The organism is Kitasatospora sp. NPDC032757 (assembly GCF_055579305.1).
Map to the genome: position 1 here is coordinate 41148 of NZ_JBVINN010000053.1, position 11878 is coordinate 53025.

An 11878-nucleotide genomic window follows, 5' to 3' on the forward strand; every position below is an offset into this window, starting at 1 on the left:
GGGACGTGCCGGGTCGCCGGGGCCGACCGGGCCGTCACGGCCGGTCGGGCCGCCACGGCCGGCCGGAGCATCGCAACCGATCGGAACACCGCGACGAACGGAGGCACCAGATGACCACCGCCGCAGGGCCCTACGCCGGAACCACCCGACTCGACGCCAGGCGCAGGGAGTTGGAGCTCGACGCGCTCACCGACGGACCGGCCGTCGACCTGCTGGTGATCGGCGGTGGCGTGACCGGCGCGGGGGTCGCCCTGGACGCGGCCGCCCGCGGCCTGCGCACCGTCCTGGTCGAGGCCCGTGACCTCGCCTTCGGGACGAGCCGGTGGAGCTCCAAGCTGGTCCACGGCGGACTGCGCTACCTCGCCTCCGGACGGGTCGGGGTGGCCCGGGAGAGCGCCGTCGAACGCGGTGTGCTGATGACCCGCACCGCCCCGCACCTGGTCCGCCCGATGCCCCAACTGGTACCGCTGCTCCCGGGGTTGATGAGCCGAGGGCAGACCTCGCTGGTCCGTGTCGGGTTCGTCGCGGGCGACGCGCTGCGGCTGAGCGCCGGGACGCCGGGCGGGCTGCTGCCCCGGGTGCGCCGCGTCGGCGCCGAGCGCGCCCGCCAACTGGTGCCCGGCGTCAGGGCGGAGGGCCTCACGGGTGCGCTCGTCGCGCACGACGGCCAACTGGTCGACGACGCACGGCTGGTGGTGGCACTGGCCCGGACGGCCGCGCAGTACGGCGCCACCGTGCTGACCCGGGTGCGGGCGCAGGACGTCACCGGCACCTCGGCCCGGCTGACCGACGCCCTCACCGGCCGGTCCCTCACCCTCGCCGCCCGCGCCGTGGTCAACGCCACCGGCGTCTGGGCCGGCGACGTCGACCCGTCGATCCGGCTGCGGCCCAGCCGCGGCACCCATCTGATCGTCGACGCGGCCGCCCTCGGCCGGCCGGCCGCCGCGCTCACCGTGCCGGTGCCGGGCTCCACCAGCCGGTTCGTCTTCGCGCTGCCGCAGCAGCTCGGCCGGGTCGCGATCGGCCTCACCGACGAGGACGCGCCCGGCCCGATCCCGGACGAGCCCCAGCCGACCGAGGGTGAGCTCGCCTTCCTCCTCGACACCGTCAACGCCGCCCTGCAGACCGCGCTGACCAGGGCGGACGTGCGCGGCGCCTACGCCGGGCTGCGGCCGCTGATCGACACCGGCGGCGGCGCCACCGCCGACCTCTCCCGCCGGCACGCCGTGCTGGAGTCCCCGACCGGCGTGATCACCGTGGTCGGCGGCAAGCTCACCACCTACCGGCGGATGGCCGAGGACGCGGTGGACACCGCCGCCCGCCTGCGCGGCCTGCCCGCCCGCGCCTGCTGGACGGCCCGGCTGCCCCTGGTCGGTGCACCCACCCACCGCGACAGCCGTCCGGCGCCCGAGGGCGAGGTGCCCGCCTCGCTGATCGCCCGGCACGGTGGCGCGGCCCGCGAGGTCCTGGCGGAGGGGACGGCCCTCGGCGCCGGCTACGCGGCGCCCGTCGTGCCCGGTATCGACGTCACCCGCGCCGAGATCGCCTATGCGGTCACGCACGAGGGCGCGCTGGACGCCGACGACGTGCTCCACCGCCGGACCAGGATCGGTCTGGTGGCGGAGGACGCCGACCGCGCCCGGGCCGCCGTCGAGGAGATCGTGGCGGAGATCGCCGCGGACGCCGGACAGGCGTGAGGACTCGTCCGGTGCCGGCCGCGCGGAGCCCTCAGCGCTCCGTGTGTTCCGGCATCGGGTGGGTGGCGCCGCCCAGCTCCAGCACACAGGTGAGCGGCTGCTCGGGCGCCCCGGTCCGCTCCAGCCGGACGGCGAGCGGCGCCGGCGGCTCCTCGGCCAACTGGGCGGCGAGGGTGAGCGGGTAGACGCCGTGCCCGTGCACGCGGTGGAAGGCGAGCTCCTTGCCGTCCACCAGCAACTCGGTCTCGGTGATCCAGCCGGACCGGACGTTCACCGTCACGGAGTGGTGGCCCCGGTCGAGGTGGAAGCTGTGCCGCTGGCGCATGGGGACCTCCTAGGGACCCGTGCAGGGGAGCGGGAGCGGTGCGCGAACGCCGCACGGTCAGTCTACGTCCGGTCACTGTGGCAGGCCCGGGCCGACGGGCGCCTCCGGCATGCGGCGAGGTGCCCCTGCGGGCGGGGTGCGCGGTCGGGCCGACGGCCGCTCACGCCGGTGGGTGCCTCACGCCAGGCGGCCGCCGCCGTCCACGTGGAGGACGGTGCCGGTGACGAAGGGGCTGGTCATGGTGAACAGGACAGCGCGGACGAGGTCCTCGGTGGTGCCGACGCGGCGGGCCGGGTTGCGTTCGGCGATCGAGCGCAGGAACGGCTCCTTGTCGGTGCCCATGCGGTCCCAGGCGCCGCTGTCGACGATGCCGGGGGAGACCGCGTTGACGCGGACCGGGGCGATCTCGACGGCGAGGGCCTGGACGAGGAACGCCAGCGCGCCGTTGGTCGTGGCCATCACGGTGCGGGCGGGGGCGGGGCGCCAGGCGGCGACGCCGGAGAAGAAGGTGAAGGACGCGCCGTCGGCGCTGCCGGTTGCGGCCTGGCCGGCGAGGTGCTTGGCGAGCAGCAGCGGACCGTAGACCTTGGCGGCGAACGCCCGCTGGACGTCGGCGAGTTCGAGCTCGGAGAGCGGTCCGTTGGCGGGCGTCGCGGCGGTGGAGACCAGGTGGTCGAAGCGGCCGGTGGCACTCGCCAGGGCGGCGATGGAGGCCTCGTCGGCGAGGTCAACCGGGACGACCTCGGCCGGGCCGGTGAGCTCTCCGGCCGTCCACTCCAGCTTGCGCGGGTCGGGGCCGGCCAGGACCAGTTCGGCGCCGGCCGCGGAGGCGGCGCGGGCGAGGGCGCGGCCGGTGTTCGAGCCGGCGCCGACCACGACGATGCGGCGGCCGGAGAGGTCGGTGGAGGGGAGGGCGGTTGAGCGGTGGTCGGCGGAGGTCATGCGGTGGCTCCTGTCAGGGGGTGCGGAGGGGACTTCGGTACGTCCGACCTTCCACCGGCACCCGACGATGAGTCCAAGGCTTGTTTTCTCGCCCACCCATAAACTCCGTGCATGGCTACGCTGCGACAGCTCGAATACCTGGTGACCGTCGTCGACACCGGTTCCTTCACCCGCGCCGCCGAGCAGCTGCACGTCACCCAGCCCGCGCTCTCGCACCAGGTGCGGGCGTTGGAGCGGGCCGTCGGCGGCACCCTGCTGGAGCGGCTGCCACGCGCCGTCCGGCTGACGCCGATGGGGCGGGCCGTCCTGCCGCACGCCCGGGCGGCGCTCGCCGACGCCGAGCGGTTGCGGACGGCGGCCCGCCGTACCGCGGGGCTGGATGGCGGCGAGCTGGAGCTGGCCACCGTCTACTCGGTGAGCCTCGGCATCCTGCCCCCGGTGCTGCGCGCCTGGCGCCGGCTCCACCCGCAGGTGCGGATCCGGCTGCGGGAGTACGCCCACAACGACGAGCTGCGCGCCGCGCTGGCGGCCGGGCAGGCGGACGTCGCGGTCGGCACCCCGCCGGCGGACTGGGAGGGGCCGATCCGGGAGCTCGGTGTAGAGGAGTTCGTCCTCGCCCTGCCCGTCGACGATGAGTTGAGTGATCGTCACGTCATCGGCCTGCCCGACCTGTCCGAGCGCGACTGGGTCCACTACGCGCCCGGCAACGGGCTCGCGGATCTGCTGGACCGGGCCTGCGCGGAGGCCGGTTTCCGGCCGCGGGCCGCGGTGCGGACGGAGCAGACCGCGGCCGTACCGCTGCTCGCCGCCGCGGGGCTCGGGCCCGCCCTGGTGCCCGCCAACATCGTGCCGCCGGGCTTCGACGGCCTGGTCCGCCGGCCCGAACCGCCGGTACGGCGCCCGCTCGCCGCGTACACCCGGACCCGGCCGGATCCGCTGACGGCGGCCTTCGTCGACCTGCTGGCCCGGCAGGCGTGCCTGCTGCCGCCGCACGTCGCCGAGCTGCTGGCGGCATGAGGGTGTCGACGGGCTCGACCACCGCGAGACCCGGGGCCGCTCCCGCCGCCCCGGGCGCACCCGCCCCGCGGCCTCGCGCCCCCGCGCCCCGCCCCCGTGCGCCCCACGTCTCGCGCGCCCGCATCGCTGCAAGCGGATTCTCGTGATCTCTACAGTGTTGTAGATTCTTGGGCAGGGAGAGCAATCGAGGAGGGCATCGTGGGAGTTTCGCTGGCCAAGGGTGGCAATGTCTCGCTGACCAAGGAGGCGCCGGGCCTGACCGCCGTCATCGTCGGCCTCGGCTGGGACGTGCGCACCACCACCGGGACCGACTACGACCTGGACGCGAGCGCGCTGCTCTGCAACGCGCTCGGCAAGGTCGTCTCGGACCAGCACTTCGTCTTCTTCAACAACCTGCGCAGCCCCGAGGGTTCGGTCGAGCACAGCGGTGACAACCTGACCGGTGGCGGCGACGGCGACGACGAGCAGATCAAGGTCGACCTGGACGCGGTGCCGGTCGACGTGGCCAAGGTGGTCTTCCCGGTGTCGATCTACGACGCCGACGCCCGCCTGCAGAGCTTCGGGCAGGTCCGCAACGCGTTCATCCGGATCGTCAACCAGGCCAACGGCCAGGAGATCGCCCGGTACGACCTCACCGAGGACGCCTCGACCGAGACCGCGATGGTCTTCGGCGAGCTGTACCGCAACGGCGTGGAGTGGAAGTTCCGTGCCATCGGCCAGGGTTACGCCTCCGGCCTGCGCGGCATCGCCACCGACTACGGCGTCAACGTCTGAGGCGATGCCGGCGGCAGGCCGGTGAACTCCTACTCCACCCGGGGATTCTGACGGAGGGTCGGCGGCCGCCCGATGGCGTGGCCGCCGAACCCGCCGGTGCCGGCGACCTGCTGCTGCCACCAGGCGGTCATCGACGCCTCGTCCATGGCCGACCAGTCGGGCGCCCCGGTCACCTGGGCCTGCCCGAGCCGGCGCCCCACCTCGACGGTCTCCCGCCCGACCACGCCGCGTTCGGCGTCGTACGCGGGCAGCAGTTCGGCCCAGGAGCCGGCCGCGCGCCACGTCTCCTCGAAGGCGCAGGCGTCCTGCAGCGCCTTGACGACGCCGCTGGTGTTGTGCGGGCGGACGACGGTGGCCGCGTCCCCGGCCAGCAGCAGGCGGCCGGCGGTGCGGCGCGGGACGGCCAGGTCGTAGATCGGCTGCAGGAAGGTCCGCTCACGCGGGGTGAGGGTGACCACCCCCGCCCAGTACGGCGGCAGGTGCCGGTCGGCCAGTTCGGCCAGCTCCTCGAACCGGGCGGTGGTGAGCGTTCCGGCCGGGACGCTGGTCGCATCGTCCAGCCGCAGCCAGGACGGCGTGGGGGCGTAGAAGACCCAGTTGACCTGGGTGGAGCCGGGCTCCAGGCCCGGGATGCGGTAGAGCACCACCTGGCCGCCGGGGTAGCAGACGGTGATCACCTCGCCCTCCGGCCAGAGCGCCGCGCCGCCGGGCAGCCCGTCCAGCAGCCCGGCGTCGAAGCTGCCGCGCCAGCAGACGTACCCGGCGTAGGCGGGCCGGGCCCCGGGGAAGGCGGATTCGGGGCAGACGGCCTCGCGGACCACCGAGCGGTAGCCGTCGGCGCCGACCACCAGGTCGTACGTCTCGCGTCCGCCGCCGGCGCTCTCCACCCAGGCCTGCCCGCCGTTGCCGCTGTTCCCGTTCCCGCCGTCCCCGTCCGCGCCGCCCACGGCGGTGACGGCGTCGCCGAGGCGGAAGGTGACGCTGTCGGGGGTGCGTTCGCGCAGGGCCTGCCAGAGCACGCCCCAGTGGTAGGAGTGGAACGGCATCTCCTGTGCCCAGAGCAGCCGCCCGCGCGGGCTGCCCCCGCCGGTGGCACCCGTCCCGGCCCCGCCCCCTTCGCGGGTGAGCCAGTGGCGGTGGCTGAGCCGGTGGTGCCGGATGCCGTCGTCCAGGTGGCCGGCCCGGACGAGCTCGTCGTAGCGGGGGTCGAGAACGCAGAGGCCGACCCCTCGGTCCTCCAGTCGGCCCGGGCTCCGTTCGAGGACCACCACCTGTTCTGCCCCGCCCCGCGCGGCGGCCCGCGCGAACGCGCACCCCGCGATGCTGCCGCCGACCACGGCTATCGACCCGCCCCGCACTGCCGCCCCCTCCCCGGGGGTCCGCTGCGAAACCCCCTGTCGCGCAACGACCATACGCGTGTTCGGCGGTGGACTGACGGACGGTCAGCGATATTCGGCGGGCGCGGTGGGAATTCCGGTTATGCAACTTGTTGCATAGAGTCCGGCGCATCCCCTACCGTGTGGTAACAAAGAGCCGCCCCCGCCGCCAGGAGACGTCGATGAGCACCACCGCCCAGCCGCCCTACCCCCACCTGCTGAGCCCGCTCGACCTCGGCTTCACCACCCTCCCCAACCGCGTGATCATGGGCTCGATGCACGTCGGCCTGGAGGAGGCCCCCGGCGGCTTCGACCGGATGGCCGCCTTCTACGCGGAGCGCGCCCGCGGCGGCGTCGGCCTGATCGTCACCGGCGGCATCGCCCCCAACGAGGCCGGCCGGCCCTGGGGCGGCGGCGCCATGCTCACCACCGAGGCGGAGGCCGACCGGCACCGCACCGTCACCGACGCCGTGCACGCCGCCGGCGGCCGGATCGCGATGCAGATCCTGCACTTCGGCCGCTACGCCTACCACCCCGACCTGGTCGCCCCCAGCGCCCTCCAGGCCCCGATCAGCCCGTACGTGCCGAACGCGCTCGACCCCGGGCAGGTCGAGCAGACCATCGAGGACTTCGTCCGCTGCGCGGCCCTCGCCCAGCGCGCCGGGTACGACGGCGTCGAGATCATGGGCTCCGAGGGCTACCTGATCAACGAGTTCATCGCCGCCGCCACCAACCGGCGCGAGGACGAGTGGGGCGGCTCCTACGAGAACCGGATGCGCTTCCCCGTCGAGATCGTCCGCCGTGTCCGCGAGCGGGTCGGCCCCGACTTCATCCTGATCTACCGCCTCTCCATGCTCGACCTCATCCCCGGCGGCTCCACCCTCGCCGAGGTCGTCCGGCTCGCCCAGGCCGTCGAGGCGGCCGGCGCCACCATCATCAACACCGGCATCGGCTGGCACGAGGCCCGCATCCCGACCATCGCCACCTCCGTCCCGCGCGGTGCGTACGCATGGGTGACCAAGAAGGTGATGGGGTCGGTCACCGTGCCCCTCGTCGCCGTCAACCGCATCAACACCCCCGAGATCGCTGAGGAGTTGCTCGCCGACGGCTGCGCCGACCTGGTCTCGCTGGCCCGGCCGCTGCTCGCCGACGCCGACTTCGTCGCCAAGGCGCAGGACGGCCGCGCCGCCTCCATCAACACCTGCATCGGCTGCAACCAGGCCTGCCTGGACCACACCTTCAGCGGGCAGATCACCTCCTGCCTGGTCAACCCGCGGGCGTGCCACGAGACCGAACTCGTCCTCGCGCCCACGAAGGTGCGCAAGCGGATCGGCGTCGTCGGAGCCGGACCGGCCGGCCTCGCCTTCGCCGTCTCCGCCGCCGAACGCGGTCACGCCGTCACCCTGTTCGACGCCGCCGACACCGTCGGCGGGCAGCTGAACATCGCCCGGCGGATCCCCGGCAAGGAGGAGTTCGACGAGACCCTGCGCTACTACCGCACCCGGCTGGCCGAGTTGGCCGTCGAGCTGCGCCTCGGCGCCATGGTCGACGCCGGGCAGCTGGCCGCCGAGGGCTTCGACGAGATCGTCCTCGCCACCGGCGTCAGCCCGCGAACCCCGGCCGACCTGCCGGGAGTCGACCACCCGAGCGTGGTCGGCTACCTGGACGTGCTGCGGGACGGCGCCCCCGTCGGCGAGCGCGTCGCCATCCTCGGCGCCGGCGGCATCGGCTTCGACGTCGCCGAGTACCTCACCGACCAGGGCGACGCCGCCAGCCTCAACCCGCCCGTCTTCCACCGCAAGTGGGGCATCGACCCCGAGTACCGGGAGCGCGGCGGCCTCACCAGCCCCGAGCGGCCCAAGCCCCCGCGCAGCGTCCACCTGCTCCAGCGCAAGACCACCAAGGTCGGCGCCGGCCTCGGCAAGACCACCGGCTGGATCCACCGCACCGAACTCAAGCACCGCGGCGTCACCATGGTCGCCGGCGCGAGCTACGAACTGATCGACGACGCCGGCCTGCACTTCGCCGTGGACGGCGAACGGCAGCTGCTGCCCGTCGACACCGTCGTCCTCTGCACCGGCCAGGAGCCGCGCCGCGACCTCGACGCCGCCCTGCGCGAACTCGGCCTCACCCCGCACCTGATCGGCGGCGCCGACGTGGCCGCCGAGCTCGACGCCAAGCGCGCCATCAAGCAGGGCACCGAGCTGGCCGCCGCGATCTGATCCGCTGGTGGGGCGGACCTCTAGGATCGACCCCATGTCGCTGCCGCACGCCATCCTGACCGCCCTGCTGGAGAAGCCGTCCTCGGGGCTGGAGCTGACCCGGCGGTTCGACAGGTCGATCGGTTTCTTCTGGTCCGCCACCCACCAGCAGATCTACCGCGAACTCGGCCGCCTGGAGACCTCCGGCCTGATCCGGGCCCTTCCGCAGACCGGCCCCGTACGCGGCCAGAAGAAGGAGTACGAAGTCCTGCCCGCCGGCCGCGCCGAACTCGAACGGTGGACGGCCGGCGGAGACGACCCCAAGACCGTCCGCGAACCCCTGCTGCTGCGCCTGCGCGCGGCGGCGGTGGTCGGCACGGCCGGGCTGGACGCCGAACTGGCCCGGCATCTCGCCCTGCACCGTACGCAGTTGGCCGACTACGAGGAGATCGAACGGCGGGACTTCCCGCCCGAGAAGGCGGCCGGGGAGAACCGGCTCCAGCACGCCGTGCTGCGGGCCGGGATCGGGCTGGAGGCGTTCTGGGTGGAGTGGCTGACGGAGACGCTCGCCGCGCTGCCAGGTGCTTCCGCGCCGCCGGGCTCTCCTACGTAGCCCGGTGGTTCGAGGTGGCCCGGCTCCAGTGCGCAGACCGGTGCTTTGAGGTGGCCCGGCTCTACTACGGGGCCCGGTGCTCCCGCGCGGCCCGCTGGCCCGTCCTGACCTGCGCTTCTGCCGCCAGGGCGGGCGGTGGGGCGGCCCCGGTGCGACACTGGGTGCCTGTCCCTGTCCGACTCATGATCGGGGGCCCGCATGTCCCGTTCGCGGCCTCTCCTCGCTCTTGCCGCCGTGGCCGTGGCCACCGCAGTCACCCTCGGCGCGGCCGGCAGCGCCCCCGGCGCCGCCCCACCGGCAACGTTCACCGTCCGAGTGGTCCCGGCCGAGCAGTTGCCCACGGCGGACCAGTTGAAGGCGGCCCTGCTCACCGCCGCCGAGCTCGGCCCCGACTTCACCGAGGCCCCGGCGGGCGTCGGCCCCTCGCCGAGCGGCGGCGCCTCCCCGGTCACCGGCTGCGACGCACTGCGCGCCCTGCTGAACCGGAGCGGGGCCCAGGCCTCGCCACAAGCCCCGCATCAGGAAGTCGAGTTCGACGGCCCCGACGGCAACCCGATGGTGACCGAGTCGCTCACCGCCGAGGACTCCGCCCGGCTCACCACCGACTTCGCCACCGTCATCGACGCGTTCGCCTCCTGCCACAGCCTCACCTTCAACGACGACGCCGGCGGGGCCGTGACCTTCACCGTCACCCCCATGACACTCGGCGACCGCCAGGGCGCCCCCGCCGTCCGCCTCGACGGCACCCTGGGCGGCGTCCAGCTCAACGGTTACATCGCCGTCGAACGCTTCGGTTCCGTCGCCATGTCCTACGGCTTCTTCCAGCGCGACGACGGGTCCTCCCAGCTCGCCTCCCTCTACTACCGCGCGGCCGTCGCCGAGGCCGAGCGCACCCTCGGCAGCACGGCCGGCAGCGCCACGGCTCCGGCGGCCCCGGCGGCCCCGGCCTGACCGGGCGGCGAAGGCCCGGGCGACCGGTGCGTGTCCCGCTGGGCATGCCCTGCCGCACTGCGGCGAGGCTTATGACAACACCATTGACGTGTTGAGCGCGGCGGCGCTTTCATGGGCGCCACGGTCCCGACGCCCCCAGGAGCAGCACCCATGTCCAAGGCCGACCTGGTCTTCACCAATGGTCCCGTTCACACCGGCGACCCGGCCCGCACCCGGGCGAGCGCTCTCGCCGTCACCGGCGAGCGGATCACCGCCGTCGGCCACGACGAGGTCCGCGAGCTGATCGGTCCGAAGACCGAGGTGGTGGACCTGCGCGGCAAGCTGCTGATCCCCGGCTTCCAGGACGCGCACGTCCACGCGGTCTACGGCGGGGTCGAGCTGGCCGAGTGCGACCTGACCGGCACCACCGAGGTGGACGAATACCTGCGCCGGTTGGGGGAGTTCGCCGCAGCCCACCCCGGGCGGACGTGGATCACCGGCAGCGGCTGGTCGATGGAGAGCTTCGACGGCGGGCTGCCCACCCGGCAGCTGCTCGACTCGGTCGTCCCGGACCGGCCGGTCTTCCTGCTCAACCGCGACCACCACGGCGCCTGGGCCAACACCCGCGCCCTGGAGCTCGCCGGGCTGGCCGCCGAAACCCCCGACCCGGCGGACGGCCGGATCGAGCGGGAGCCGGACGGCACCCCGAGCGGGGTGCTCCAGGAGGGGGCGACGGCACTGGTCTCCCGGCACGTGCCGCCGAGCACCGCCGCCGAACGGCTGGCCGGTCTGCTCCGGGCGCAGCAGCTCCTGCACTCGCTGGGCATCACCGGCTGGCAGGACGCGATCCTCGGTGTCTTCAACGGCCAGCCGGACCCGTCCGACGCCTACCTCGCCGCCGCCCGGGCCGGCACCCTCACCGCCAGGGTCAACGGCGCCCTGTGGTGGGACCGTTCCCGTGGCGCCGAGCAGATCCCCGAACTCGTCGCCCAGCGCGAGAAGTTGAACGCCGGCCGGTTCCGGGCCGGCTCGGTCAAGATCATGCAGGACGGGATCGCCGAGAACTTCACGGCCGCTCTCACCGGCCCCTACCTGGACGGCTGCGGCTGCGCCACCGCCAACACCGGTCTCAGCTTCGTGGACCCGGCCGCACTGCGCGACCACGTCACCGCACTGGATGCGCTCGACTTCCAGGTGCACTTCCACGCCCTCGGCGACCGCGCGGTGCGCGAGGCGCTGGACGCCGTCGAGGCCGCGCGGGCCGCCAACGGCCGGCGCGGCACCCGGCACCACCTCGCCCACCTCCAGGTGGTCCACCCGAGCGACATCGGACGCTTCGCCCGGCTCGGCGCGATCGCCAACATCCAGCCGCTCTGGGCCGCCCACGAGCCGCAGATGGACGAGCTCACCATCCCGTTCCTCGGCCCCGAACGAGCCTCCTGGCAGTACCCGTTCGGCGACCTGCTGCGGGCCGGCGCCACCCTGGCGGCCGGCAGCGACTGGCCGGTCAGCAGCCCGGACCCGCTCGCCGGAATCCATGTCGCCGTCAACCGGATGGAGCCCGGGGCGACGGACGGGCGGGTCTTCCTGCCCGAGCAGCGCCTCGACCTCGCCACCGCCCTCGCCGCCTACACCGCCGGCTCGGCCCACGTGAACGGCCTGGACGACGCGGGAAGCCTGCGGACCGGCCACCTCGCGGACCTGGTCGTCCTGGACCGCGACCTCTTCGCCGCCCCGGCCGCGGAGATCGCCGATGCCCGCGTCGAACGCACCTACGTGGGCGGCGAGTTGGTATACGCGTCAGCCTGATCCGTTGCCGCCGACCCGGGCCGCCGACCAGGCCGGCCCGGCTCGGCGGCCCAGGTCGGAACGGCGGCGGTCCGGATGGCAGTGCCCCCGTCGAGCGGATGGTGGTCTCTAGTAGTCCTCGCAACACCTGATGGCCTATGCGGTTGCCAGTAGATCACGCAGGCGCTCGGCTGGAGTTCTCCAGCCGAGCGTTT

Annotated in this window: 10 protein-coding genes; 7 read left to right on the top strand and 3 right to left on the bottom strand. The window is 74.2% G+C overall.

Annotated features, from left to right (window positions below; translation table 11 throughout):
- The first annotated feature begins 110 nt into the window (after positions 1 to 110).
- The gene (locus ACZ5WK_RS36240) at positions 111 to 1697 is read left to right on the top strand and encodes a glycerol-3-phosphate dehydrogenase/oxidase (RefSeq protein WP_465554147.1); all 1587 of its coding nucleotides are present in this window, start codon (positions 111 to 113) and stop codon (positions 1695 to 1697) included.
- A 31-nt stretch (positions 1698 to 1728) separates the two neighbouring features.
- On the opposite strand, the gene ACZ5WK_RS36245 is transcribed toward ACZ5WK_RS36240, so the two are convergent.
- Both ACZ5WK_RS36245 and ACZ5WK_RS36250 read right to left on the bottom strand, forming a co-directional pair.
- Positions 1729 to 2022 (bottom strand): hypothetical protein, encoded by a 294-nt coding sequence (locus ACZ5WK_RS36245; RefSeq protein WP_465554149.1) that lies wholly within the window; start codon positions 2020 to 2022, stop codon positions 1729 to 1731.
- Between the two features lie 177 nt (positions 2023 to 2199).
- Complete coding sequence (locus ACZ5WK_RS36250) at positions 2200 to 2964, bottom strand: SDR family oxidoreductase (RefSeq protein WP_465554151.1); 765 nt, start codon at positions 2962 to 2964, stop codon at positions 2200 to 2202.
- A 111-nt stretch (positions 2965 to 3075) separates the two neighbouring features.
- On the opposite strand from ACZ5WK_RS36250, the gene ACZ5WK_RS36255 reads away from it, so the two are divergent.
- A complete protein-coding gene (locus tag ACZ5WK_RS36255; RefSeq protein ID WP_465554153.1) occupies positions 3076 to 3981 on the top strand; it encodes a LysR family transcriptional regulator in 906 nt (301 codons plus the stop codon).
- 198 nt (positions 3982 to 4179) lie between these two features.
- Positions 4180 to 4755, top strand: coding sequence for a TerD family protein (locus ACZ5WK_RS36260; RefSeq protein ID WP_465554155.1), 576 nt, complete (start codon positions 4180 to 4182; stop codon positions 4753 to 4755).
- A gap of 29 nt (positions 4756 to 4784) precedes the next feature.
- On the opposite strand, the gene ACZ5WK_RS36265 is transcribed toward ACZ5WK_RS36260, so the two are convergent.
- On the bottom strand, positions 4785 to 6113 hold the full coding sequence (locus ACZ5WK_RS36265) for an FAD binding domain-containing protein (protein ID WP_465554157.1): 1329 nt from the start codon (positions 6111 to 6113) through the stop codon (positions 4785 to 4787).
- 200 nt (positions 6114 to 6313) lie between these two features.
- Here ACZ5WK_RS36265 and ACZ5WK_RS36270 point away from each other — a divergent pair, with 200 nt between their 5' ends.
- The 4 genes from ACZ5WK_RS36270 to ACZ5WK_RS36285 all read left to right on the top strand — a co-directional run bounded on the left by ACZ5WK_RS36270 (position 6314) and on the right by ACZ5WK_RS36285 (position 11684).
- Positions 6314 to 8353: an oxidoreductase gene (locus ACZ5WK_RS36270; RefSeq protein WP_465554159.1), complete on the top strand. Its 2040-nt coding sequence runs from the start codon at positions 6314 to 6316 to the stop codon at positions 8351 to 8353.
- A 34-nt stretch (positions 8354 to 8387) separates the two neighbouring features.
- Positions 8388 to 8945 (top strand): PadR family transcriptional regulator, encoded by a 558-nt coding sequence (locus ACZ5WK_RS36275; protein ID WP_465554161.1) that lies wholly within the window; start codon positions 8388 to 8390, stop codon positions 8943 to 8945.
- 240 nt (positions 8946 to 9185) lie between these two features.
- The gene (locus ACZ5WK_RS36280) at positions 9186 to 9896 is read left to right on the top strand and encodes a hypothetical protein (protein ID WP_465554163.1); all 711 of its coding nucleotides are present in this window, start codon (positions 9186 to 9188) and stop codon (positions 9894 to 9896) included.
- Between the two features lie 150 nt (positions 9897 to 10046).
- Positions 10047 to 11684, top strand: coding sequence for an amidohydrolase (locus tag ACZ5WK_RS36285; protein WP_465554165.1), 1638 nt, complete (start codon positions 10047 to 10049; stop codon positions 11682 to 11684).
- Positions 11685 to 11878 lie beyond the last annotated feature (194 nt).